The organism is Micromonospora sp. NBC_01699 (assembly GCF_036250065.1).
Taxonomy (GTDB): Bacteria; Actinomycetota; Actinomycetes; order Mycobacteriales; family Micromonosporaceae; genus Micromonospora_G.
In genome coordinates, this window is record NZ_CP109199.1 from 3,272,751 (window position 1) to 3,297,386 (window position 24,636).

Annotated in this window: 24 protein-coding genes; 17 read left to right on the forward strand and 7 right to left on the reverse strand. The window is 71.8% G+C overall.

Annotated elements, in window-relative coordinates; translation table 11 throughout:
* The first annotated feature begins 33 nt into the window (after positions 1–33).
* From OG792_RS14605 to prcA, 4 genes are all read left to right on the forward strand, one after another.
* Positions 34–1,272: an acyltransferase family protein gene (locus tag OG792_RS14605; RefSeq protein WP_329110118.1), complete on the forward strand. Its 1,239-nt coding sequence runs from the start codon at positions 34–36 to the stop codon at positions 1,270–1,272.
* Positions 1,273–1,422: 150 nt separating this feature from the next.
* Positions 1,423–1,638, forward strand: a complete 216-nt coding sequence (locus OG792_RS14610) for a ubiquitin-like protein Pup (protein ID WP_329110119.1) — start codon at positions 1,423–1,425, stop codon at positions 1,636–1,638.
* Positions 1,639–1,812: 174 nt separating this feature from the next.
* Positions 1,813–2,652, forward strand: a complete 840-nt coding sequence (gene prcB / locus OG792_RS14615; protein ID WP_329110120.1) for a proteasome subunit beta — start codon at positions 1,813–1,815, stop codon at positions 2,650–2,652.
* 76 nt (positions 2,653–2,728) lie between these two features.
* Positions 2,729–3,580: a proteasome subunit alpha gene (prcA, locus tag OG792_RS14620; RefSeq protein ID WP_329110121.1), complete on the forward strand. Its 852-nt coding sequence runs from the start codon at positions 2,729–2,731 to the stop codon at positions 3,578–3,580.
* 26 nt (positions 3,581–3,606) lie between these two features.
* On the opposite strand, the gene OG792_RS14625 is transcribed toward prcA, so the two are convergent.
* Both OG792_RS14625 and rfbD read right to left on the reverse strand, forming a co-directional pair.
* Positions 3,607–4,653, reverse strand: a complete 1,047-nt coding sequence (locus OG792_RS14625) for a glycosyltransferase family 2 protein (RefSeq protein WP_329110122.1) — start codon at positions 4,651–4,653, stop codon at positions 3,607–3,609.
* 88 nt (positions 4,654–4,741) lie between these two features.
* A complete protein-coding gene (rfbD, locus tag OG792_RS14630; RefSeq protein WP_329110124.1) occupies positions 4,742–5,632 on the reverse strand; it encodes a dTDP-4-dehydrorhamnose reductase in 891 nt (296 codons plus the stop codon).
* 145 nt (positions 5,633–5,777) lie between these two features.
* Between rfbD and rfbA the strand changes: the two genes are divergently transcribed.
* The 3 genes from rfbA (at position 5,778) to OG792_RS14645 (ending at position 8,406) form a co-directional block, all read left to right on the forward strand.
* Positions 5,778–6,638, forward strand: a complete 861-nt coding sequence (gene rfbA / locus OG792_RS14635; protein WP_329110125.1) for a glucose-1-phosphate thymidylyltransferase RfbA — start codon at positions 5,778–5,780, stop codon at positions 6,636–6,638.
* Positions 6,639–6,762: 124 nt separating this feature from the next.
* Positions 6,763–8,121: a Pup--protein ligase gene (pafA, locus tag OG792_RS14640; protein ID WP_329110127.1), complete on the forward strand. Its 1,359-nt coding sequence runs from the start codon at positions 6,763–6,765 to the stop codon at positions 8,119–8,121.
* A gap of 78 nt (positions 8,122–8,199) precedes the next feature.
* Positions 8,200–8,406 carry a hypothetical protein gene (locus OG792_RS14645; protein WP_329110128.1) on the forward strand — a complete coding sequence of 69 codons (207 nt, stop codon included), beginning with the start codon at positions 8,200–8,202 and terminating at the stop codon, positions 8,404–8,406.
* Positions 8,407–8,421: 15 nt separating this feature from the next.
* Here OG792_RS14645 and OG792_RS14650 read toward each other — a convergent pair whose 3' ends face one another.
* Together OG792_RS14650 and OG792_RS14655 are read right to left on the reverse strand one after the other, a co-directional pair.
* Positions 8,422–9,507, reverse strand: a complete 1,086-nt coding sequence (locus tag OG792_RS14650; RefSeq protein WP_329110129.1) for a DUF3866 family protein — start codon at positions 9,505–9,507, stop codon at positions 8,422–8,424.
* Between the two features lie 43 nt (positions 9,508–9,550).
* Positions 9,551–10,507 carry a cation diffusion facilitator family transporter gene (locus OG792_RS14655; protein ID WP_329110130.1) on the reverse strand — a complete coding sequence of 319 codons (957 nt, stop codon included), beginning with the start codon at positions 10,505–10,507 and terminating at the stop codon, positions 9,551–9,553.
* Positions 10,508–10,613: 106 nt separating this feature from the next.
* On the opposite strand from OG792_RS14655, the gene OG792_RS14660 reads away from it, so the two are divergent.
* The 6 genes from OG792_RS14660 to OG792_RS14685 all read left to right on the forward strand — a co-directional run bounded on the left by OG792_RS14660 (position 10,614) and on the right by OG792_RS14685 (position 15,419).
* Positions 10,614–11,609 carry a helix-turn-helix transcriptional regulator gene (locus OG792_RS14660; protein WP_329110132.1) on the forward strand — a complete coding sequence of 332 codons (996 nt, stop codon included), beginning with the start codon at positions 10,614–10,616 and terminating at the stop codon, positions 11,607–11,609.
* Between the two features lie 20 nt (positions 11,610–11,629).
* A complete protein-coding gene (locus OG792_RS14665) occupies positions 11,630–12,610 on the forward strand; it encodes a helix-turn-helix transcriptional regulator (RefSeq protein ID WP_329110133.1) in 981 nt (326 codons plus the stop codon).
* Positions 12,611–12,620: 10 nt separating this feature from the next.
* Entirely contained in the window at positions 12,621–12,869 is a 249-nt protein-coding gene (locus OG792_RS14670; protein WP_329110134.1) for a hypothetical protein, read from the forward strand.
* A 193-nt stretch (positions 12,870–13,062) separates the two neighbouring features.
* Entirely contained in the window at positions 13,063–13,362 is a 300-nt protein-coding gene (gene tatA, locus OG792_RS14675) for a Sec-independent protein translocase subunit TatA (RefSeq protein ID WP_329110136.1), read from the forward strand.
* A 20-nt stretch (positions 13,363–13,382) separates the two neighbouring features.
* Entirely contained in the window at positions 13,383–14,315 is a 933-nt protein-coding gene (gene tatC / locus OG792_RS14680; RefSeq protein ID WP_329110137.1) for a twin-arginine translocase subunit TatC, read from the forward strand.
* Between the two features lie 201 nt (positions 14,316–14,516).
* Complete coding sequence (locus OG792_RS14685) at positions 14,517–15,419, forward strand: diacylglycerol kinase family protein (RefSeq protein ID WP_329111267.1); 903 nt, start codon at positions 14,517–14,519, stop codon at positions 15,417–15,419.
* Positions 15,420–15,468: 49 nt separating this feature from the next.
* Here the strand turns inward: OG792_RS14685 and OG792_RS14690 are convergent, their stop codons facing one another.
* Positions 15,469–16,242, reverse strand: coding sequence for an HAD family hydrolase (locus OG792_RS14690; protein ID WP_329110139.1), 774 nt, complete (start codon positions 16,240–16,242; stop codon positions 15,469–15,471).
* Between the two features lie 86 nt (positions 16,243–16,328).
* Between OG792_RS14690 and OG792_RS14695 the strand changes: the two genes are divergently transcribed.
* Both OG792_RS14695 and OG792_RS14700 read left to right on the forward strand, forming a co-directional pair.
* Positions 16,329–19,130 carry a DEAD/DEAH box helicase gene (locus tag OG792_RS14695; RefSeq protein WP_329110140.1) on the forward strand — a complete coding sequence of 934 codons (2,802 nt, stop codon included), beginning with the start codon at positions 16,329–16,331 and terminating at the stop codon, positions 19,128–19,130.
* Positions 19,131–19,344: 214 nt separating this feature from the next.
* Positions 19,345–20,088: an MHYT domain-containing protein gene (locus OG792_RS14700; RefSeq protein ID WP_442932416.1), complete on the forward strand. Its 744-nt coding sequence runs from the start codon at positions 19,345–19,347 to the stop codon at positions 20,086–20,088.
* Between the two features lie 27 nt (positions 20,089–20,115).
* On the opposite strand, the gene OG792_RS14705 is transcribed toward OG792_RS14700, so the two are convergent.
* Positions 20,116–21,036, reverse strand: a complete 921-nt coding sequence (locus tag OG792_RS14705; RefSeq protein WP_329110141.1) for a 5'-3' exonuclease — start codon at positions 21,034–21,036, stop codon at positions 20,116–20,118.
* A 176-nt stretch (positions 21,037–21,212) separates the two neighbouring features.
* Complete coding sequence (locus OG792_RS14710; RefSeq protein ID WP_329111269.1) at positions 21,213–22,193, reverse strand: aldo/keto reductase; 981 nt, start codon at positions 22,191–22,193, stop codon at positions 21,213–21,215.
* 163 nt (positions 22,194–22,356) lie between these two features.
* Between OG792_RS14710 and OG792_RS14715 the strand changes: the two genes are divergently transcribed.
* Both OG792_RS14715 and OG792_RS14720 read left to right on the forward strand, forming a co-directional pair.
* Complete coding sequence (locus OG792_RS14715; RefSeq protein WP_329110143.1) at positions 22,357–23,472, forward strand: M24 family metallopeptidase; 1,116 nt, start codon at positions 22,357–22,359, stop codon at positions 23,470–23,472.
* Positions 23,469–24,608 (forward strand): acyl-CoA dehydrogenase family protein, encoded by a 1,140-nt coding sequence (locus OG792_RS14720; RefSeq protein WP_329110145.1) that lies wholly within the window; start codon positions 23,469–23,471, stop codon positions 24,606–24,608. Before OG792_RS14715 ends, OG792_RS14720 begins: the two co-directional genes overlap by 4 nt.
* Positions 24,609–24,636 lie beyond the last annotated feature (28 nt).

Sequence of the window (24,636 nt, forward strand, 5' to 3'; positions counted from 1 at the left end):
CCTCTTCTGCTGCGTACCGCACGACGTTCGACCGTGTCCGTGCCCCTGAGCAAGGCGTACACCGGGCGGGCCAACAGCTTCGGCTTCCTCCGGCTCGGCTTCGCCTTCGCCGTCGTGCTGGCACACGCCGCGGTGCTCGGTTACGACCGCGCGCTCACCACCCGGGTCGACGTACCCGGTCTCGCCGTGGCGGGCTTCTTCGGGGTCTCCGGATTCCTGATCACCCGAAGCGCCCGGCGGACCAGCCTGCCCCGGTTCCTGTGGCACCGCGCCCTGCGGATCTGGCCGGGCCTGTGGGTCTGCCTGCTGTTCACCGCCTTCGTCGTCGCGCCGACCTTCTACTACCTGCGCCACGGCGGGCTCGACGGGCTGTTCCGGGGCCCGTACGGCGCGTTCAGCTACGTGCAGCAGAACTGGTGGGGTGGCCTGCGGCAGGGCGGCATCACCGACGTGTTCCGGTGGGACACGCCGTACGGGATCGGGCACCGGCGGTCGCTGCCCAACGGTTCGCTCTGGACGCTCGCGTACGAGATCTTCTGTTATCTGCTGGTCGCCGCGCTGGCCGTGCTCGCCGTCCTGCGTCGGGCCCGCTGGCTGGTGCTGCTCTTCGCGATCTTCGTGTTCGGGGTGCTGGTCTACAACCACTACGAGCAGTTGCGTTTCGGTAACCCGGCGCTGTTCGTCGCCGGTGACTTCGGCCCGCTGCCGCTGCTCGGCCCGCTCGGCAAGCAGTGGTTCCTCTGGTACGGCTTCATGTTCCTCGCCGGTGGCGTCGCCGAGCTGTACAGCGAGCGGCTGCCGATCAACGACCTGCTCGGCGTGGCCGCGCTCGCGGTGATCGGCTGGTTCGCGTTCCGGGGGGAGCTGTTCGGCCCCGGACTGCTCGCCTACGAGTACGTGATCCTCTGGCTCGCCGTGCGGCTGCCGAGGGTGCTGCACCGGGTCGGCCAGACCAACGACTACTCCTACGGCGTCTACATCTATTCGTTCGTGGTGGAGCAGGTGCTGGCCAAGTACGGCGTACACAAGATCGGTCTGGCCGGTTACTTCCTGGCCAGCGCCCTGGTCAGCGTCGTCCTGGCGGCCTTCTCCTGGCACCTGGTGGAGAAGCAGGCGCTGCGGCTCAAGGACTGGACGCCCCGGCTGCGTCGACGGGGCGGTCCGGCGGCCCCCGAGGGCGGCGGTCCGGCGGCCCCGTCGGACGCGCCGACCGATAGCACCGGCCCGGCGGACCGGGGTCGCCCACCGGTCGCCGTGCCCGCCTCCGGGTAGACCCGGTTCCGGCGGCCCCCGTCGACCCGCCCCGTGCCCACGGGGCGGGTCACGAATCGGGCAGGAGAGCGGTAAAGGTCGCCGGCGCCGCCCCGTTCTGTCGCTCTTCCGAGGTAGGTTTCTTCCAAGCGATCGTGGAGGAGGCACCAGATGGCTACCCGTGACACCGGCGGTCAGTCCCAGTCCGGCAAGGGACGCCGCGACGAAGAGGTCGAGGACGTCACCACCGAGGCGAATCCCGAGGTCGCGGAGAGGCACGCCGAGATCACCGAGGACGTCGACGACCTGCTCGACGAGATCGATTCCGTGCTTGAGGAAAACGCGGAGGAGTTCGTCCGGGGCTACGTCCAAAAGGGTGGCCAGTAGTCTTCGGTTGGGCTCCCGGCAAGCCGCCCGCGTCCGTCACACCACGCCGGAACCGCGATCATCGCGCCGACCGGAAGCAGACGGTAGTCTGCTTCAACCGTAACGGTGGTCGTGGCCGGTTCGGCGACGGCGCAGGGCGTTCGGCATCGACGACCATGTACTGAGAGGAACCACGTGGCAGCGGGTTTTGATCCATCCGGGCGGCTACCAGATGTGTTCACCAACGCGGGGACGTCCTCCTTCACGCAGTTCCTGAGCAAGGTCGCGCCCGAGTTGCTGCCCGGTCGCCGGCCGCTGCCGCCGGGGCTGGCGGCCGACATCGCACCGCACGCGACCACCATCGTCGCCATCACCAGCGCCACCGGCGTGGTGATGGCCGGTGACCGCCGGGCCACCATGGGCAACATGATCTCCAGCCGGGACATCCAGAAGGTCCACCCGGCGGACCGGCACTCGCTGGTCGGCATCGCCGGCACCGCCGGCATCGGCATCGAGATGATGCGACTGTTCCAGGTCGAGCTCGAACACTACGAGAAGATCGAGGGCGCGGTTCTCTCCCTCGACGGCAAGGCCAACCGGCTCGCCTCGATGATCCGCGGCAACCTCGGCGCGGCGATGCAGGGCCTGGCCGTGATCCCGCTGTTCGCCGGCTTCGACCTCGCCGTCGCCGACCCGGCCAAGGCCGGCCGGATCTTCAGCTTCGACGTCGCCGGCGGCCCCTACGAGGAGACCGGCTACGACGCCATCGGGTCCGGATCGCTGTTCGCCCGCTCGGCGCTGAAGAAGCGCTACCGGCCCGGCCTGAGCACCGACGAGGTGGTCCGACTCGCCGTCGAGGCGCTCTACGACGCGGCCGACGACGACACCGCCACCGGTGGCCCCGACCTGACCCGCCGGATCTACCCGGTGGTGATGACCGCCACGGCGGAGGGGACCAACCGGCTCACCGAGGCCGAGACCGCGACGGTCGCCGAGGCCGTCGTCGCGGCCCGGATGGAGAACCCGGGCGGCTGACGCCGACCAACATCCAGCGCCCGTACGTCGTCAGCCCGCTACCTCGCCAGACCCGCCCGTAAGGAGAACCGCCGCCGTGGCCATGCAGTTCTACGCCTCGCCAGAGCAGATCATGCGCGATCGCTCCGAGTTGGCCCGCAAGGGCATCGCCCGGGGCCGCAGCGCGGTGGTACTCAGCTACGAGGGCGGGATCCTCTTCGTCGCGGAGAACCTTTCCAGCGCCCTGCACAAGGTCAGTGAGATCTATGACCGGATCGGGTTCGCCGCGGTCGGCCGGTACAACGAGTTCGAGAACCTCCGGCGCGCGGGCGTACGGATGGCCGACCTGAACGGGCTCAGCTACGACCGGCGGGACGTGACCGGCCGGGCCCTGGCCAACGCGTACGCGCAGACCCTGGGTGCGATCTTCACCGAGCAGTCCAAGCCGTTCGAGGTGGAGATCTGCGTCGCCGAGGTCGGTGGCGCCCCGGACGACGACGAGATCTACCGGCTCACCTACGACGGCTCGGTCAACGACGAGCCCGGTCGGATGGCGATGGGTGGGCAGAGCGAGGCGATCACCGGCAAGCTGCGCGACAACCACCGCAACGACATGTCGCTCAGCGAGGCCGTACGGCTCGCGGTCCAGGCCCTGGGCAGCGTCGGCGGCGAGGGCGGTGCGGCCAGGACGATCGCGGCGAACCAGCTTGAGGTCGCGGTGCTGGACCGGCACCGGGTCGGTCGTACCTTCCGCCGGATCACCGGTGCCGCCCTGACCGGTCTGCTCGACGGCGAGGCGGAGCCGAAGAACGTCGAACCCGACGCGCCCGGCCCGGCCGGGCCCGCCACCCCGGCCACCGGCCCGGAGAAGCCCGCCGTCTCGGCCGCCTCGGCCGACCTGGAATCGAAGGACACCGAAACGAAGGACACCGAGCAGCCCGAGGGCTGACCCGGTGTCCGGCGGGGCGGGTGGGGTCAGATCCAGCGACCGACCATCCGCCAGTAGGCCGCCATCATCACGTTCAGCAGCCCCACTCCGGGCGGGCTGATCAGCGGGGTGTTGAACCGGTCGGTCAGCACCCGCATCCACTCCCGGTCCGGCACGGTCCGCTCGGCCTGTAGCTGCCGGCGGCGCTCACCCAGGTGCTTGCGGTGCCGCCAGAGCCAGCCGTACCCGCGCAGCTTGTCCCGCAGCCAGCCCTCCTTGATCGAGAGCAGCAGCATGACCAGTTCCAGGGCGAGCAGCGGCGGGGCGAGCAGCAGCAGCGAGCGGCGACCCCAGAGGGTGGCCACGAACATCAGCCGGTTCCGTTCCACCAGGTAGTACTTGAAGCTGTTGCGGCTGAACTCGTAGCGGTGCAGGGCGACCGCGTCCGGCACGTTGAGCACCCGCAGGCCGACCCGCCAGGTACGGATGGAGAGGTCGGCGTCCTCGTGGTAGGCGAAGTAGTGCCCGTCGAAGCCACCCAGCCGGTCCCAGTGGCTGCGCGAGGTCACCAGGCAGGCGCCCATCGCCCCGGCGGTCTCGGTCGGCTCGGACCGGGTCTCCCGCTGCCGGAAACCGCCGATCCAGCTCACCCCGAGCACGTGCACCTCGTTGCCCGAGGAGTTGAGCAGTTCGGGCTCGTCGGCCAGGCGTACCGCACCGGCGGCGATGCCCACGTCCGACTGGTCCACCACCTCGACCAGGCGGGCCAGGGTGTTCGGTTCGACGATCGCGTCGCCGTTGACCAGTGCGACGTAGTCGCCGCTGGAGGCGGTCACGCCCAGGTTGCAGCCGGCGGAGAAGCCGATGTTCTCACCCTCGCCGACCACCACCACACCGGGCAGCTTCGCCAGCACCTCAACGTCGTCGGTGGTGCAGCCGTTGTCGACGAGCACCACCTCGACCTCCACCTTTGCCGAGGCGAGTAGCGACTCCACGGAACGACGTAGCAGTGGCTCGGCCTTCCAGGCGAGCACGATCGCGCTCACCCGCGGCAGGCGGGTGTGGTCGAAGGAACCGGTGTTCGGGTCGGGCATGTCGGCGTTTTCTCCCGGGGGGTCGGATTCTCGCTCGGCTGCGCGGGTGGATCATCAGGCTGCGCGGGTGGATCGGGCTGCGGGTGGATCAGGTGGTGGCGACGAGGCCCCGGCTGGCCAGCGCGCGACCGAGCATCTCGTGCCAGTCTGGCATGGGAGCCAGGCCGGCCGACCGCCAGCGATCGTGGCCCAGCACGCTGTAGGCGGGGCGGGCCGCCGGCAGCGGGTAGTCCGCGCTGGTGGTGGGCCGGACCCGGTCCGGATCGAGGCCGCTGAGCGCGAACACCGCGCGGGCCAGGCCGAACCAGGTGGTCTGCCCGGACGCGGTGCCGTGGTAGCTCCCGGCCGGCGCCCGTCCCGACCGGGCGGCGTCACCGAGCTCGACCAGCCGGGACGCCAGCGCGTACGACCAGGTGGGCTGGCCGAGCTGGTCGTCGACCACGGTGAGGTGTTCGCGTTCGGCGGCGAGCCGCAACATGGTGTTGACGAAGTTGCGGCCGTGGGTGCCGTAGAGCCAGGCGGTACGGACCACGTAACCGGTCTCCGGCAGCAGCCGCGACACGGCCTGTTCACCGACGAGCTTGCTGCGCCCGTACGCGTTGACCGGGGCGGTCGGGGCGTCCTCCGGGTAGGGCCGGTCGGCGTCGCCGGGGAAGACGTAGTCGGTCGAGACGTGCAGCAGCCGCGCGCCGACCAGGGCGCAGGCGTGGGCCAGGTTCTCGACGCCCGCCCCGTTGACGGCGGTGGCCTCGTCCTCGTGTGTCTCGGCCGCGTCGACGGCGGTCCAGGCGGCGGCGTTGATCACGACGTCGTGCCCGGTCACCGCGGCGCGGACCGCCTCGGGGTCGGTCAGGTCCAGCTCGGCCCGGGTGGCGGCGGTGAACCGGCGGGCGGGATCGGCACCGAGCACCGTCACCAGGTCCCGGCCGAGCATGCCGCCGGCACCGGTGACCAGCCAGCTGTCGTTCCGTTCGCTCATTCCCCGCCTCGCTTCACCGGCCGAGCCCTGGGATCCGGCCCGTCGACGGGGGATCCGTACGGGTTGGTGAGTCTACGCGACGAGTGGGCGGAACCGGGCGGCGCGTGGGTGTGCCGATGTCACGCAGAGTCGGTACTCTCCCCGAGTGCGTGGAATCCTGCTTGCCGGTGGCACCGGCTCTCGACTCTGGCCGCTGACCAAGGCGGTATCGAAGCAGCTGATGCCGGTCTTCGACAAGCCGATGATCTACTATCCGCTCTCCACGCTGGTCATGTCCGGTATCCGGGAGATCCTGGTCATCACCACGCCCGACGACCAGGACCAGTTCCGTCGTCTGCTCGGCGACGGCAGCCAGTTCGGCCTGCGCCTGGAATACTGCGCCCAGCCTCGCCCGGAGGGTATCGCGCAGGCGTTCGTCCTCGGCGCGGACTTCATCGGCGACGACTCGGTGGCGCTGGTCCTCGGCGACAACATCTTCCACGGCGTCGGCCTCGGTACGCAGCTCGCCGGGCAGGACGACCTGGTCGGCGGGCGGGTCTTCGCCTACCAGGTGGCCAACCCGGAGGAGTACGGGGTGGTCGACTTCGACGAGCGCGGGCAGGTGCTCTCGATCGAGGAGAAGCCGGCCACGCCGAAGTCCCGTTACGCGGTCCCCGGGCTGTACTTCTACGACAACCGGGTGGTCAAGATCGCCCGGGACCTGCGCCCGAGCGACCGGGGCGAACTGGAGATCACCGCGGTCAACGAGGCGTACCGCGAGCTAGGCGAGCTGAACGTGACCGTGCTCGACCGGGGGACCGCCTGGCTGGACACCGGCACCTTCAGCTCGATGATGCAGGCGGCCGAGTTCGTCCGGGTGATCGAGGAGCGCCAGGGCCTGAAGATCGGTTGCGTCGAGGAGGTCGCCTGGCGGGCCGGCCTGATCGACGACGATCAGCTCCGCTCGCTCGCCCTCCCGTTGCTCAAGAGCGGGTACGGCGAATACCTGCTCAACCTGCTTCGCTGAGCCGGCCCCCGGCCCGGCCCACCCGACCGAAGTCGGCCGTCCTGCGGGGAGTTTCGGCGCCGACGCGCGGAATGCGAGCCGCGAGGGCGACCAATCGGCGGCCTCGGGCGGCTAGTGTCTGTTCATGGAGCGGCGAATCTTCGGTCTTGAGACCGAGTACGGCGTCACCTGCACCTACCGCGGTCAGCGGCGACTCTCCCCGGACGAGGTCGCCCGCTACCTCTTCCGTCGGGTGGTGTCCTGGGGACGATCCAGCAATGTCTTCCTACGCAACGGCGCACGGCTCTACCTCGACGTCGGATCCCATCCCGAATACGCGACGCCGGAGTGTGACTCGGTCACCGACCTGGTCGCGCACGACCGGGCCGGCGAGCGGATCCTTGAGGGGTTGCTCGTCGACGCCGAGAAAAGGCTGCACGACGAGGGCATCGCCGGCGAGATCTACCTGTTCAAGAACAACACCGACTCGGCCGGCAACTCGTACGGCTGCCACGAGAACTACCTGGTCTCCCGGCACGGGGAGTTCGGCCGGCTGGCCGACGTCCTGATCCCGTTCCTGGTGACCCGGCAGTTGATCTGCGGGGCGGGCAAGGTGCTGCAAACCCCGCGCGGCGCGGTGTACTGCCTGTCCCAGCGGGCGGAGCACATCTGGGAGGGCGTCTCGTCGGCGACCACCCGGAGCCGGCCGATCATCAACACCCGGGACGAGCCGCACGCCGACGCCGAGCGCTACCGCCGGCTGCACGTGATCGTCGGCGACTCCAACATGAACGAGGTCACCACCCTGCTCAAGGTCGGCACCGCGGACATCGTGCTGCGGATGATCGAGGCCGGAGTGGTGATGCGGGACCTGTCGCTGGAAAACCCGATCCGGGCGATCCGGGAGGTTTCCCACGACGTCACCGGTCGCCGCAAGGTCAGGCTGGCCTCCAACAAGGAGATCAGCGCGCTGGAGATCCAGCAGGAATACCTGGCCAAGGCGACCGAGTTCGTCGAGCGACGCGGTGGCGACCAGACCGCGAAGCGGGTGGTGGAACTCTGGGGCCGGGTGCTCAACGCGGTGGAGAGCGGCGACCTCGAACCGGTCTCGCGGGAGATCGACTGGGTCAGCAAGCTGCGCCTGATCGAGCGCTACCAGGCCAAGCATGACCTACCGCTGTCCCACCCCCGGATCGCCCAGATGGACCTGGCCTACCACGACGTGCGCCGGGGCCGTGGGCTCTACGGACTGCTGGAGCGACGCGGCCAGGTGGACCGGATCGCCACCGACCCGGAGATCTTCGAGGCCAAGGAGACGCCACCGCAGACCACGCGGGCCCGGTTGCGCGGCGAGTTCATCCGACACGCGCAGGAGAAGCGGCGGGACTTCACCGTGGACTGGGTGCACCTGAAGCTCAACGACCAGGCGCAGCGCACGGTCCTGTGCAAGGACCCGTTCCGGGCGTACGACGAGCGGGTGGAGCGGCTGATCGCGAGCATGTGAGCGGTGTGCCGGGCGCGCGTTGGGCGAAACCGGGTCGGCGTACGCGGTGGTGGTGGTGCCGGGTAGTCTCGGGGCGTTATGACGTCTCCTGACCCTTCCGCCGACGAACCGCCCGAGCACAACGCCGAACAGGTGCGTCACGGGTGGGTCAACCGGCGCCGCGAGAAGATCGTCGAAGAGATCGCGCGCAACCGGCGGGGCGACTACGCCGTACCCACGTGGGTGTTGGTGGCCGCGCTGGTGCTGCTCGTCGGCGGTTGGATCGCCGTGGTGGTGTTCAGCTAGGTCGGCCGGCCCGGATCATCCGGCGAGGGTGACCGCGTGCCGGCCGGCTGCCGCCGCGGCGAGGAAGTAGGCGTGGTCGGCGTCCAGCCCCCGACCCATCGTCGACAGCGGCACCGGGGCGGCCCGCAGCGCGGCGTCCAGCCCCCGGGTGTCGACCCGGACCACCCGGTGTAGCCGGGTCAGCGGGGCCAGCGCCGCCTCCACCTCTGCCGCCAGCGCCGGTTCCAGCCCGTCCGGCAGCACCAGGTCCGCCGACGTCAGGGCGACCCGACCGTACGCGGTGACGCTGTGGTGGGACAGGCCACGGTGCCGATCCCGGGCGTCGGCAGCGGAGATGCGCAGTGCGCCGACCGGCCGCCCGCCCAGCGTGGTCACCGCGTTGACGGCCTCACCGACCGCCACCCCGGAGAACCCCCAGCGGGTCCCGGTGCCGAGGTTGCCCGGCCCCTGCGCCACGATCGCGATGTCCGCCCGCAGCACGTGCCGGGCGGCGAGCAGCCCGGCGTGCAGGTTGGTGGCCTCCAGGTCACCGCCGAAGGCCTGACCGACGGTCACCGTGCCGACGAGTTCGCCGTCGAGGCCGGCCAGCGTGCGGGAGAACCAGGCCGGGAGCGCCCCGCCGTCGGTCATCAGGTAGGCGATCCTGGCCCGTGGCGCGTCGGCCCGGATCCCGGCCACGATCGCCGGGAGCGCGGAGTGCAGGTCGGCGGTGACCACCGGCAGGCCGGCGAGGTCGTCGGCGTTGACCAGGGCGGCCCGGTGCGGCGACGCCTCCTCGTCCGCGCCGAGCAGGATCGGTTGCAGCGGGGTGTAGCGGGCCTTCACCAGGTGCCCGCCGTCGCGGGTGTCGACCGGGTCCGGCGGGTCGACCGGCAGCCGGTCGGGCAGTGCGACCACCAGGGCGTACCCGCCGGTGCCCAGGCCCATCAGCAGCGCGCCCACGTTGAGCAGGACCCGGTCGCCGGGTTCCGGAGTGCCGACCAGCGCGGGGTAGGCCAGCGCTCGGACGGTCGAGCCGTCGGGCAGCGTCGCCTCCAGTTCGATCGCGCCGCGCCACTGCCGCCGTACCGCCGTCACCGTCGCGGACCGCCATCGCACCATGTCCGGCACGGTAGCCGGGTCGGCGGCCGTCGGGGGCGGCGGGTCAGTCGGTGTCGTCGCGTTGCAGGTCCGGGGCACCGGAGCCGGTCGGGTCGAGGAAGACGAACCGTACGGCCGGGTTGCGGGCGATCAACCGCCGCTCGGCCTCGTCCGCGGCGGCCTCGATCGCGGCGCCGGTGGCGTCGTCCTCGAAGTCGATCTTCGCGGCGACCAGGATCTCGTCCGGGCCCAGTTGCAGGGTGAGCAGGGTGTCTATCCGCTTGACCGTCGGCACGCCGGCCAGTTCCCGGTAGATCTCGTCGCGGGTGGTCGGCCCGGCCGCCCGGCCGAGCAGCAGCGACAGGTTGCTCCTGGCCAGGGTCACGGCCACCACCAGCAGCAGCAGGCCGATCATGATCGACGCCAGCCCGTCCCAGAAGGTGTTGTCGGTCAGCTGGGAGACCCCCACGCCGGCGGCCGCCAGCACGAGCCCGATCAGGGCCGCGCTGTCCTCGAAGAAGACCGCCTTCACCGTGGTGTCCGGGGTACGGCGCACCACCATCCACGAGCTGACCGAGAACCGCCGCGCCCGGCCCTGGATCTGCCGTCTCGCCCGGCGCCACGAGATGCCCTCGGCAACGGCCGAGATGGCCAGCACCACGTACGAGATGAGGTTGTCGTCCTGGCGTTGGTCGGTCTGGATGGCCTGCACGCCCTGGGTGATCGAGAAGACGCCGCCACCGACGAAGGTGAAGCACGCGGCCAGGAACGCCCACGCGTAACTCTCCCGCCCGTGGCCGAAGGGTCGCTCCGCGTCGGCCGGTCGGGTGCCCCGGCGCAGCGCGACGAAGAGCAGGACCTCGGTGGTGGTGTCGGCGAACGAGTGGGCGGCCTCCGACAGCACCGCCGCCGAGCCGCTGAGCAGGCCCGCGAGCGTCTTCGCCGCGGCGATCGTCAGGTTGGCGACACCGGCGATGATCACCGTGCCGACACTCTGGGTACCCTCCGGCGACCTCGCCATGGCGCCAGCCTATGGTCCCGCTGGTCGACATAACGGATGGATCGGATTGCTGCCGGCACCCGTGTGGGTGCGTACGCGACGGGCCGACACTGCTAGCGTCTTGCACGTGTCGCGGAGCCGCACCGAACGCCTGGTCAACCTGGTGATATGTCTGCTGTCCACGCGGCGGTTCCTGACCGCCGCCCAGATCGCCGCGACCGTGCCAGGTTACGAGCACGATCCGGACGACCCGCGCGACCACGAGGCGTTCCAACGCAAGTTCGAACGCGACAAGGCGGAGCTGCGCGAACTCGGCGTACCCCTGGAGACCGGGACCGCCAGCGTGTTCGACACCGAGCCCGGTTACCGGATCGCACACCGCGAGTACGCCCTGCCCGAGATCCCGTTGGAGCCCGACGAGGCCGCCGCCGTCGGCATCGCCGCCCGGCTCTGGCAGCACGCCGGTCTGGCCGCCGCCGCCTCCTCCGGCCTGGCCAAGCTGCGGGCCGCCGGCATCGACGTCGATCCGCAGGCGACCCTGGGCATGGAACCGGTGGTCACCGTCGACCCGGCCTTCGCCCCGCTGACCGCCGCCGCCCGGGACCGCCGGGCGGTCACCTTCGACTACCGGGTGCCGGACGACGACCTGCCGACCAGCCGGCGGCTGCAACCGTGGGGCGTGGTCTGCTGGCGCGGCCGCTGGTACGTCGTCGGGCACGACCTCGACCGGGCGGCGACCCGGTGCTTCCGGCTGTCCCGGGTGGTCGGCACGGTCCGGATGGTCGGCCGGCCGGGCGGCTACGCCCCGCCGGAGGGCATCGACCTGATCAGTCACGTGGCCCGCTGGTTCGGCCCGGTCGAGCGGACCGGCCGGGCGACCGTACTGGCCCGGCCGGGGCGGGCCGCCGGCCTGCGCCGCTGGGCCCGGGAGATCGTCACCGGTCCGGACGGGGACCGGCTGGTGCTGCCGTACGCCGACCCGGAGGCGCTCGCCGGCACCCTGGTGGGTTACGGTCCCGACGTCCGGGTGCTCGACCCGCCGGAGGTGCGGGACGCGGTCATCCAGCGCCTCAAGGAGATCGCCGCCCAGCACGACGTGATGGTCGGCGGGGCAGGCACGTGAGCACCCGACGGAGTGACGCAATGACTGGATCGCGCACCTCGGCCGACCGGCTCGCCCGGCTGCTCAACCTGGTGCCGTACCTGTTGGCTCGGCCGGGGATCGAGCTGGCCGAGGCGGCCACCGACCTCGGCGTCAGCGAGCGCCAGCTGCGTGAGGACCTGGAACTGCTCTGGGTCTGCGGCCTGCCCGGCTACGGTCCCGGTGACCTGATCGACATGGCCTTCGACGGGGACAGGGTCACCATCACCTACGACGCCGGCATCGACCGCCCGCTGCGGCTCACCCCCGACGAGGCGCTGGCGCTGGTGGTGGCACTGCGGATGCTGGTGGAGACACCGGGCATCGCCAACCGGGACGCGATCGAGCGGGCGCTGGCGAAGATCGAGGACGCTGCCGGGGATCTGGCCGACGCCCCGGTCGAGGTCCGGATGGCCGGCGACGACGAGCGGGTCGAGGCGCTGCACGGTGCCGTGCAGCGCGGGCGGGCGCTGCGGATCACCTACTACACCGCCGCCCGGGACGAGACGACCGAGCGCACCGTCGACCCGATCCGGGTGCTGATGGTCGGCGGCCGCGCCTACCTTGAGGCGTGGTGCCGGCGGGCCGAGGCGGTCCGGCTGTTCCGGGCCGATCGGATCGACGCGCGGACCGAGCTGGACGAGCCGGCCGTCGCACCGCCGCCGCAGGCCCAGCGGCACGACCTCAGCGCCGGTGTCTTCCGACCCTCACCCGACCTGCCCCTGGTCACCCTGCGGGTCGGCCGCGGCGGCCGGTGGATCACCGAGTACTACCCGTGCGAGCAGGTCGAGCCGGGCGACGGTGACCAGTGGCTGGTCTCGCTGCGGGTCACCGACCTGGACTGGGCCCGTCGGTTCGTTCTCGGCCTCGGCCCGGAGGTGACCGTGGTGTCCCCGGTCGACCTGGTGGAACAGGTACGCGACTCGGCCGCCGCCGCGCTCGACGCGTACGCCGTGCCGGCGCCGGCCGTCGTCGGGCACTAGGCTGGCCGACGTGGTGACCTGGATCGTCCTCGCGGTGGTGCTGTTCGCGCTGTTCGTGCTCGTGCTGGCCGCCCGGCCGGTGCTGGTGCGGCTGCCCGGCCTGGAACGGGCCGCGCTGGCCCTGCTGCGCCGGCAGGGGCAGGTGGAGGCGCTCGCCTCGCGTGCCGAGACGCTCCAGGAGCGGCTGCTCGTCCTGCAACGGCAGGCGGAGGTCACCCGGCAACGTCTCATTTTGATCAAGGCAAAACACGGAGAGTGATCGGCTCGCTGCTCCGCTCCGGGACTGTTCTGGCAGCAAGAGGCCGTTGTGCGGGTTGACGAGGCGTCTGTGTTGGTCAAGACTTCACCGACCGGATGCGACCGGATGCATCCCGACGGGTGGCACGGGCCGTGAACACACGTACGATGGGCCCCGACACTCGTTATTCCACGAAGACCGACTGGAGCTTCCCATGGGTGCCCTCAAGCCGTGGCATATCGCCGTACTTGTGGTCGTGCTGATCCTGCTCTTCGGCGCGAAGCGGCTCCCCGACGCGGCGCGCTCGCTGGGCCGTTCGCTGCGCATCATCAAGGCCGAGACCAAGAGCCTCACCGACGATGACAAGGACCTGGCGGAGAAGGCCGACGCGCAGCACAGCCGTCAGCCGTACACGCCGGAACCGGTGATCCAGCCGAGCAGCGTCCACCAGCCGGGTTACCAGCCGCCCGCGCCGCCGGTCACCGACCCGGTGCAGCGCGTCCGCGACAACTGACCCGGAAAGGCCCGAGCATCGTGGCCTTCGCACTCCGCAAGCGCGGACCGAGTCAATTCGAGCGGGCCGCCGACGGTTCGATGACCCTGATCGAGCACGTCCGCGACCTGCGTACGCGGCTCTTCCGCGCGTCGCTGGCGATCGTGGTCGGGTTCGCCGTCGGCATGTGGTTGGCCGACGCGGTCTTCGAACTGCTCAAGGCGCCCTACTGCGACCTGCCCGGGATGACCAAGCCCGACGGCAGCTGCCAGATGACGCAGCTCGGCCCGGCCGACGGCTTCCTGCTCCGCCTCAAGATCGCCCTGTGGGTGGGTCTGGTCGTCGCCGCGCCGGTCTGGCTCTACCAGCTCTGGGCGTTCATCGCACCCGGCCTGCACCGGCACGAGCGGCGGTACGCCTACGCCTTCACCGGCCTGGCCGCCCCGCTGTTCGCCGGTGGCGCGTTCCTGGCCTACTTCGTCGTACACAAGGGACTCCAGTTCCTGCTTGAGTCCGGGGTCACCGGCCTGGACACCCAACTGGAGGTCACCCGCTACATCTCGTTCGTCACCAGCATGATCCTGATGTTCGGGGTGGCGTTCGAGTTCCCGCTGGTGATCCTGATGCTCAACTTCGTCGGCATCGCCAGTGCCCGGCGGTTGCTGAGCTGGTGGCGGGTCGTCATCTTCCTGTTCTTCGCCTTCTCCGCGATCGTCACCCCGACCCCGGACCCGTTCGGCATGACCGCGTTGGCGATCTGCCTCTCCCTGCTCTACTTCGCCGCCGTCGGGGTCGCGTTCATCAACGACAAGCGGCGCGGGCGGGGCAAGGAGGTCTACGCCGGGCTCGACGACGACGAGGTCTCCCCGTTGACGCACGAGCCGGAGCCGGTCGAGGCCGGGGCGCGGGTCGACACGGTGGCACCGGTGGCGCCGCCGAAGCCGATCGACAGCCGTTACGACGACATGACCTGATCGGCCGCACAGCGGTCGACCTGATTGTCAACTACCGCCCGGCGAACGAGGGATCGGCGATCCCCGGCGCCGGGCGGTACCGTGCTCGCCGTGAGCGTGCCCGAGCATCGTGACCCGATCGGCCCTAACTCCGTCCCGCTCGGCCCTAACTCCGTCCCGCTCGGTCCTTCCTCCGTTCCGCTCGGTCCTACCTTCGTTCCGATCGGCGACGGGCCGGTGGCGGTGCTGGCGAATCCGACCGCCGGGCGGGGCCGGTACCGGAACCTGCTGCCCGCCGTACTGGACCGGCTGAGCACCGCCGGCCGCCCGGTGCGCCTGATCGAAGCGCGTACGGCCGCACAGGCCCTGGCCGGTTGCCACGCCGCGGTGGCCGACGGCGTCGCGGCCCTCGTCGCCGTCGGCGGCGACGGCACGGCGCACCTGGCCCTACAGGCGGTCGCCGGCACACCGGTCGGGTTCGGCCCGGTGCCGGTCGGCACCGGCAACGACTTCGCGGTGGAGACCGGCTTCCCGGCCGAACCGCTCGCCGCGGCCGACGTGATCACCGAGGCACTCCGCGACGGCCGGGCCCGCCCGGTCGACCTGGCCCGACTGACCGGTACGGGCGAACCGCCCCGCTGGTACGGCGCGGTGCTCGCGGCCGGCTTCGACGCGATCGTGAACGAACGGGCCAACCGGATGCGCTGGCCGCGTGGCCCGATCCGCTACGACCTGGCGATCCTGGTCGAACTGGCCCGGCTCCGGCCACGGTCCTACACGCTGCGCCTGGACGGGGTCGCGCACGAGATCGAGGCCGTGCTGGTCGCGATCGGCAACTGCGCGAGCTACGGCGGCGGTATGCGGATCTGCCCGGCCGCCGACCCCACCGACGGGCAACTCGACGTGGTGGTCGCCGGGGCCGTCGGGCGGGGCACGCTGGTCCGGATCAAGCCGCAGGTCTACCGGGGCACCCACGTGGACCACCCTCGGGTGCGCACGTACCGGGCCCGGACGGTGGAACTCGCCGCGACCGAGCGGATCGTCTGCTACGCCGACGGCGAGCGGATCGGCCCGCTGCCGGTGACCGTGGAGGCGGTGCCGGGCGCGGCCCGACTGCTGCGCTGAACGGCCGATGCGCTGGACGGCCGGGCCGGACCGGGCCTGCCGCTGTGACTCAGTCGCCGTCGGGGATCGCCAGGTCGAGGACCGCGCCCAGACCGTTCGGTCGGCCGGCCTCGGCCGCCGGCAGCAGCAGCGCGGCACAGCCGGCGCGCACCGCGCCCGCGTCCGCCGGGCTGTCGCCGACCATCAGGGCCCGCTCCGGGTCGACCCGCAGCGCACCGCAGGCGCGCAGGAAGATGTCCGGGTCGGGCTTGCAGCGGCCCACCTCGTACGAGAGCACGTAGGTGTCGATCAGGTCGGCGAGCCCCCAGGCGGTGAAGAACCCCCGGATGTCGAAGCCGATGTTGCTGACCACCGCGACCGGCACCCCGGCCGCCCGCAGGGCCCGCAGGGTGGCCGCCGTGTCGGTGTACGGCACCCAGCCCTCCGGCCGGAGCAGCCGCTCGTAGAGCGCCTCGGCGAGGCCCTCCACACCGGTGTTCACCGTGCCGGCGAGCCCGGTGTACGCGGCCCGGTGCGCGTATTCGTAGAGGTCACGGTTGGCCCACACCTCGGCCAACTGCGGCGGCACCCGGTTCGGCAACGGCCCACCGGCCCGGCCGGCGGTGATCAGCCGGTCGGCGAGCACGGTCGCCCGTCCCCGGTCCAGCGCGGTGCCGCACTCGGCCGCGCCGGCGATCACCCAGCTGAGCGGGTCCTCCACCTGGGCGAGGGTGCCGTGGAAGTCGAAGAGCACCGCGTCGACGGGCCGGCGTGGTGGCGCCGGGAGCGCGTCGGCGGGTCCGCTCGGCGTACGGGGCTTGGGCGGTTCGGCATGGTCCGGCACGCCGTGCACCCTACCGACCGGGTCCGACCCGTCTGCTCGACGGCCTCACCAGATAAGGGGTGGCGGCACGCATTAATCTTGACCCTATGTCGAGCCCCGCCGAGCGGTACGCAGCGGCGCGCCGCCGGTCCGCGCAGGTCACCATGTTTCCCGCGTTGGACGAGTTCGCCCTCGATCTGGGGTTCGACCTCGACGACTTCCAGCGTGAGGCGTGCCAGGCACTGGAGCGCGGCAGCGGGGTGCTGGTCTGCGCCCCCACCGGCGCCGGCAAGACGGTGGTCGGCGAGTTCGCCGTGCACCTGGCGCTGCGGGGCCGGCCGGCGGTCCCGGGTGAGCCGGTGGCGGTCGAGCCGCCGGGCGTGCGGAAGTGCTTCTACACGACGCCGATCAAGGCGCTGTCCAACCAGAAGTACCACGACCTGGTCGACCGGTACGGCGTCGACCAGGTTGGCCTGCTCACCGGTGACAACGCGATCAACGGGGACGCCCCGGTGGTGGTGATGACCACCGAGGTGCTGCGCAACATGCTCTACGCCGGCTCCGCCACCCTGGCCGGCCTGGCGTACGTGGTGATGGACGAGGTCCACTACCTGGCCGACCGGTTCCGGGGCGGGGTGTGGGAAGAGGTCATCATCCATCTGCCGGAGTCGGTGACCCTGGTGTCGCTGTCGGCGACCGTCTCCAACGCCGAGGAGTTCGCCGACTGGCTGGTCACCGTCCGGGGCGAGACCGAGGTGGTGGTCAGCGAGCACCGGCCGGTCCCGCTCTGGCAGCACATGCTGGTCGGCCGGCGCAACTTCGACCTGTTCCACGACGCCGACGCCGCCCGCAAGCACGACGTACACCCGGAACTCCTGCGGTACACCCGCGAGATGCTGCGCCGGCTCGAACTCGGCGACGGGCGTACGCACGGGCCCGGCTGGGGGCGCAGCGGTGGTCGTGGGCCACGGTGGCGCGGCCCGCTGCGGCACGAGATCGTCGAGCGGCTGGAGCGCGAGGACCTGCTCCCGGCGATCCTGTTCATCTTCAGCCGCGCCGGGTGCGACGCGGCCGTACAGCAGTGTCTCGCCGCCGGCCTGCGGCTGACCACGCCGGACGAGCGGACCGAGATCCGCCGGGTGGTGGAGTCCCGGATCACCAGCATCCCCGGCGAGGACCTGGCGGTGCTCGGCTACTGGGAGTGGCTCGACGGGCTGGAGCGCGGCCTGGCCAGCCACCACGCCGGCATGCTGCCCGCCTTCAAGGAGGTGGTCGAGGAGCTGTTCGTCCGGGGCCTGGTCAAGGCGGTCTTCGCCACCGAGACCCTGGCGCTGGGCATCAACATGCCGGCCCGGTGCGTGGTGCTGGAGCGGCTGGTGAAGTTCAACGGCGAGGCCCACGTGGACCTGACGCCGGGGGAGTACACGCAGCTCACCGGGCGGGCCGGGCGGCGCGGCATCGACGTCGAGGGGCACGCGGTGGTGGTCTGGTCGCCGGAGGTGGATCCCCGGAACGTGGCCGGGCTGGCGTCCACCCGGACGTACCCGCTGCGGTCGAGCTTCCGCCCGTCGTACAACATGGCGGTCAACCTGGTCGGCTCGGTCGGCGCGGAGTCCGCGCGGGTGCTGCTCGAATCCTCGTTCGCGCAGTTCCAGGCGGACCGGTCGGTGGTCGGCCTGGCCCGGCAGGTGCAGCGCAACGTCGAGACGATCGAGGCGTACGGCGTCGAGGCGGAGTGCCACCACGGCAACTTCGACGAGTATTTCGCGCTCCGTTCGATGATCGGCGAGCGGGAGCGGGCGCTCAACCGGCAGGGGCAGACCCAGCGGCGCAACGCCGCGATTACCGCCCTGGAGCGGTTGCGGGTCGGCGACGTGATCCGGATCCCGGCCGGTCGCCGGGCCGGGCTCGCGGTGGTGCTCGAACCGGGTGCGCCGGGCTTCGGTGAGCCCCGGCCACTGGTGCTCACCCAGGACCGGTGGGCCGGTCGGATCACCCCGGCCGACTTCACTACCCCGGCCGAGGTGCTGGCCCGGGTGCGGGTGCCGAAGAACTTCAACCACCGCTCGCCGGCCGCCCGCCGGGACCTGGGGGCGGCGCTCAACGGGCTGGGTCTGGACCGCCACTCGCGGCGGGGTAGCCGGGGCCGGGGCAGCGGCGAGGACGACCGGCTCACCCAGTTGCGGGCCGAGTTGCGCCGGCACCCGTGCCACGCCTGCGCCGACCGGGAGGAACACGCCCGCTGGGCGGAGCGGCGCCGTCGGTTGGAGCGGGACACCGACGAGCTGCGGGAGCGGGTGGCGGGGCGTACCGGTTCGCTGGCCCGTACGTTCGACCGGATCTGCGGTCTGCTCGCCGCGCGCGGATATCTCACCGCCGAGGGTGAGGTGACCGACGCCGGCCGGATGCTCGGGCGGATCTGGACCGAGGCCGACCTGCTGGTCGCCGAGTGCCTGCGCCGGGGAATCTGGGACGGGCTCGCCCCGGCCGAGTTGGCGGCGGCGGTCTCGGTGGTGGTGTTCGAGGCCCGGCGGGACGCCGAGGAGCGGGCCTCGGTGCCGCGTGGCGGCGTTTCCGACGCCGTCGACGCCACCGCGCAGCTCTGGAGCGAGCTGGAGGCCGACGAGGCAGCCCGGGGGCTGGAGTCGACCCGTGAGCCGGATCTGGGGTTCGTCTGGCCGATCTACCGGTGGGCCCGGGGCGAGGCGTTGACCAAGGTCCTGGGCAGCGGACACAACCTCGACGGGGACATGCCGGCGGGCGACTTCGTCCGGTGGACCCGGCAGGTGGTCGACCTGCTCGGTCAGCTCTCCAACGCCGCCGGTGCGAGCGCCGACCTGCGGGCCACCGCCCGGCAGGCGATGGTGGCGATCAACCGGGGAGTCCTCGCGTATCACGCGACCGCCTGAGCGGGCGATCAGCTCTCCGGTCACGCTCGGCAACCTTCGGCTGGTCCTGTCGGCCCGGCCCGGTATTTCCTTGATCTTTGCCCGATCTGCGTAATGTGCGCGTTGCACCTGGCCACCTCAGTTGATCACTATGCCTCGGGGACCTTTTACAAGCTGTTAACAACGTGGCTTAGGGGCGATGGTGGCCGAGATTCATCACTTTGCGTACGGGTGGTTGACCCCGTCCGCGAGCTACCTGCTCGCGGTGCTCGGCTCCGTGCTCGGCCTCACCTGCACCGTACGGGTCCGGCAGGCGCCGAACGCGCGGCAACGGGCCTGGTGGCTGGTCCTGGCGGCCTGGGCGATCGGCGGGACGGCGATCTGGACCATGCACTTCATGGCGATGCTCGGCTTCTCCGTGGTCGGCACGAGCATCCGCTACGACATCGGCATCACCGTCGCGAGTGCGGTGCTCGCCATCGTGACCGTCGGGATCGGACTGTTCGTCGTCGGCATGGGTCGGGCGACCCTGCCGAGGATCCTCGTCGGTGGCCTGCTCACCGGCCTCGGCGTGGCCGCGATGCACTACGTCGGCATGAACGCCATGCGCCTGGACGGCCGGGTCGAGTACGCCACCGGCCCGGTCATCGCCTCGGTGGTCATCGCCGTCGTCGCCGCGACCGTGGCGCTCTGGCTCGCGGTGACCGTACGCACCCCGCTGGCGATCATCGGTTCCGCGCTGGTGATGGGCATCGCGGTCAGCGGCATGCATTACACCGGCATGTCCGCGATGTCGGTGCACCTGCACGAGAACATGGGCACGTTGGCCGGCGCGGCCGTGTCGACTCTACTGCTGCCGATCGTGCTGACCGTCATCTTCGGCGTGGTCGGGCTGGTCTACGCCGTGCTCGCCGCGCCGACCGAGGAGGACCGCGCCGCGGTGGCGTACCTCAACGCGCGGATGGCCGAACGCGGCTGACCCGCCCACGACCAGCCGGGTCCGGGGTCAGCGGTCGGTCGCCAGCGCGTCGACCAGCCGGCGGCAGGAGCCGGCCAGGTTCCACTTCTCGGCCAGTGCGAACAGCCGTTCCGGGTCGGCCGGGACCGTCGGGAGCCGGGTGTCGACGGCGGGCAGTGGCACGTCCAGCGCCACCCGTACGACCTGTGGGGCGACCGCGAGGTAGTCGTGGGCGGCGACGAGCTTGGTCCGCAGTCCGGGTGCGAAACCGGAGTCGGGTTCGTCGAGCGCGGCGAGGATGCCGGCCAGGCTGCCGTACCGGTCGATCAGCCGGGCGGCGGTCTTCTCGCCGACTCCGGCCACTCCGGGCAGGCCGTCGCTCGGGTCGCCGCGCAGCGCGGCGAAGTCGGCGTACCCGGCGGCGGGCACGCCGTACTTGGCGCGTACGGCCGCGTCGTCGCAGTCCTCCAGCTTGGCCACGCCCCGGCCGCAGTAGAGCAGCCGTACGCCGCGGTTGTCGTCGATGAGTTGGAACAGGTCACGGTCGCCGGAGGCCACCTCGACCGGCCCGGGCTGGGTGACGGACAGGGTGCCGAGTACGTCGTCCGCCTCGTAGCCGTCGGCACCGATCGCCGGGATACCGATCGCCGCCAGCACCTCCAGCAGCAGCGGCACCTGGGGGGCCAGGGTGTCCGGCACCACCTCGCCACCGGCCGGCGCGACCCGGTGCGCCTTGTACGACGGCAGCAGCGCCACCCGGAAGGCCGGTCGCCAGTCGTAGTCCAGCGCGCAGACCAGCCGGTCCGGTCGCCGGCTGCGGATGAGCGAGGCGATCATGTCGAGGAAGCCCCGGACGGCGTTGACCGGGCTGCCGTCGGGAGCCCGCGCGGCGGACTCCGGAATGCCGAAGTAGGCCCGGAAGTAGAGGCTGGGAGCGTCGACGAGGAGCAGGGGGCGTCGGTCGGTCACACCCGACAGCCTGGCACAGCCGTGGCCCGTGCCGAAGCCGGCGCCCCGGCACGGGTCACGAGGGCGGTGACCGGCGCCGGAGTCGACGCCCCGGCACGGGTCACGAGGGCGGTGACCGCCACCCGCTCGGGTCGGGTCGGGTCGGGTCGTGCGGCCGGATCGACCGACCGTACGCCTCAGGAGTGACCCTTGACCGGGTGCGGCCGGTAGGGGGCCTCCAGGGCGGCGCGTTCGTCGTCGCCGAGCCGGACCCCGACGGCGGCGACCGCGTCCTCGACGTGGCCGGGCTTGGTCGCCCCGACGATCGGCGCGGTGACCGCGGGTTGGTGCATCAGCCAGGCGAGGGCCACCCGCGCCGGCGACAGTTCGCGCAGGTTGGCGATCCGCTCGACCGCGTCGACCACGGCGAAGTCCGACTCGTCGTAGAGCGTGTCGGCGATGCCGTCGGAGTGGGCCCGGGTGGTCCGCCGTTCCCCGTCGCGGCCCCGGGTGCCGGCGAGCACCCCGCGGGCCAGCGGGCTCCACGGGATGACGCCCACCCCCTGGTCGAGGCAGAGCGGCAGCATCTCCCGCTCCTCCTCCCGGTAGACGAGGTTGTAGTGCGGCTGCATGGAGCTGAACGGGGTCCAGCCGTTGACCCGCGCGACGTGCTGGGCCTTGGCGAACTGCCAGGCGTACATGCTGGAGGCGCCGAGGTAGCGGGCCTTGCCGGCGCGGACCACGTCGTGCAACGCCGACATGGTCTCCTCGATCGGGGTGTCGTAGTCCCAGCGGTGGGTCTGGTAGAGGTCGACGTGGTCGGTGCCGAGGCGGCGCAGCGAGTCGTCGATCGAGGAGAGGACGTGCTTGCGGGACAGGCCCCGATCGTTGGGCCCGTCACCCATCGGCTGGTAGACCTTGGTGGCCAGGACGTAGTCGTCACGGCGGTCGAAGAGCGTACGCAGCAGGTTGCCGGTGACCTCCTCGCTGGCGCCGAGGGAGTACATGTCGGCGGTGTCGAAGAAGGTGACGCCGAGTTCGACCGCGCGACGGACCAGCGGAAGTGCGGCCTCCTCGTCGAGCACCCAGTCCCGCCAGGTCGGCGACCCGTAGCTCATCATCCCCAGGCAGACCCGCGACACCCGCAGGCCGGTGCCGCCGAGCCGTACGTATTCCATTGTCATGGCGACGAGCGTATGCGCCCGGCTGTCCGGTATCCGACTCCCGTCCCATGCCCGGCGCTGGTCCCCGGTACCGGGGTGACGGCAGGGTGAACGGCGCATCGCCGGTGTGACCTCCTCGGGTGACGCCCCTCACCCGAACGACCGTTAAGCTAACCGGGTGCGCCTAGACGACCTCTACCCACCGCAGCGGCTGGCCGCCGCCCAACGGGCCACCGCCCGCGCCGGCCTGGACGCGCTGCTGCTCACCCCCGGCTCCGACCTGCGCTACCTCACCGGCTACCACGCGCACGCGCAGGAGCGGCTCACCTGCCTGGTGCTGCCCGCCCAGGGCGAGCCGACGCTGGTCGTACCGGCCCTGGAGCGGCCCGCGGCTGAAGCCTCCCCGGCCCCCGGCACCGGCGTACGCATAGTCGCGCACGGCGACGGCACCGACCCGTACCCGCTGGTGGTGGCCGCCCTCGGCGGACCGGTAGGCACCGTGGGGCTGGGAAACCGGATGTGGGCCGAACAGGTGCTGGCACTGCGGGCGGCACTGCCCGGCAGCACCCAGCGCCTCGCCGGCGAGGTGCTGCGCGAACTGCGGCTGCGTAAGTCACCGGCCGAGGTGGCCGCGCTGCGCGAGGCCGGCGCGGCGATCGACTCCGTACACGCCCGGATGGGGCGGTGGCTGCGGCCGGGGCGGACCGAGGCCGAGGTCGGCGTCGACATCGCCACCGCGATCCGGGAGGCCGGGCACGCCAGCGTGGACTTCGTCATCGTCGCCGCCGGCCCCAACGGCGCCAGCCCGCACCACGACACCTCGGATCGCCCGATCGCTCCCGGCGACCCGGTGGTGGTCGACATCGGCGGGACCATGCCCAGCGGCTACTGCTCCGACGCGACCCGCACCTACGTCGTCGGGGCCGACGCACCGGCCGACTTCGTCGACTACTACAGGGTGCTGTACGCCGCCCAGCGCGCCGCCGTCGCGGCCGTCCGACCCGGCGTACCGGCCGAGGCGGTGGACGCCGCCGCCCGCGACCTGATCACCGACGCCGGGTACGGGCCGGAGTTCCTGCACCGTACCGGCCACGGCATCGGCCTGGACGGGCACGAGGACCCCTACCTCGTCACCGGCAACGGTCGGGCGCTCGAACCGGGCATGGCCTTCTCGATCGAGCCGGGCATCTACCGGGCCGGGCGGCACGGCGCCCGGATCGAGGACATCGTCGTCTGCACCGCGGACGGCGTCGAACGACTCAACCTCATCCCGACGGAGCTGGTGCAGCTATGACGGTCGACCGCATCCTCCCCACCGAAGAGGCACACGAGCTGCTCGAACTCGTCACCGAGCTGGCCGACCGTGAACTCGCGCCCCGCGCCGCCGACTTCGAGGCGCGCGGCGAGTTCCCCCGGGAGGTGCTGCGCACCCTGGGCCGCAGCGGACTGCTCGGCCTGCCCTACCCGCAGGAGTACGGCGGCGCCGAGCAGCCGTACGAGGTCTATTTGCAGGCACTGGAGATCCTCGCCAGCCGGTGGCTCGCGGTCGCCGAGGCGGTCAGCGTGCACACCCTGTCCTGCTACCCGACCGTCGCGTACGGCACCGAACAGCAGCGCAAGCTGCTGCCGGACCTGCTCGGCGGCGACCTGCTCGGTGCGTACTGCCTCTCCGAGCCGCAGGGCGGTTCGGACGCCGCCGCGCTGACCACCCGCGCGGCCCGCGACGGCGACCACTACCGGGTGACCGGTACCAAGGCGTGGATCACCCATGCCGCCACCGCCGACTTCTACAACGTCTTCTGCCGGACCGGCGGGCCGGGCGCCGACGGCATCTCCTGCCTGCTCGCCCCCGCCCGTGGTCCGGGTATTGAGCCGCAGCGGGCGGAACGGACGATGGGCCTGCGGTCCTCGCCGGTCGCCCAGATCGTGTTCGACAACGCCCCGGTGCCGGTCGACCGGCTGATCGGCAGGGAGGGCGACGGCTTCCGGATCGCCATGGCCGCGCTCGACTCGGGCCGGCTCGGGATCGCCGCCTGCGCGGTCGGGCTGGCCCAGGGTGCCCTGGACTACGCCGTCGGATACGCCCGCGAGCGGCAGCAGTTCGGCCGCCCCATCATCGACTTCCAGGGACTCGGCTTCATGCTCGCCGACATGGCCACCCAGGTGGCCGCGGCGCGGGCGCTGACCCTGGCGGCGGCCCGGCTGCGCGACGCCGGGCGGCCGTACCGGATCGAGGCGGCCAAGGCAAAGCTCTTCGCCACCGACACGGCGATGCGGGTGGCCACCGACGCGGTGCAGGTGCTCGGCGGTGCCGGCTACGTCGCCGACCACCCGGTCGAACGCTACTTCCGCGAGGCGAAGGTGTTGCAGATCGTCGAGGGGACCAACCAGATCCAACGGATGGTGATCGCCCGCTCGTTCTCCCGTTGAACACCCGGACGGGTCCCGCCCCGACCGG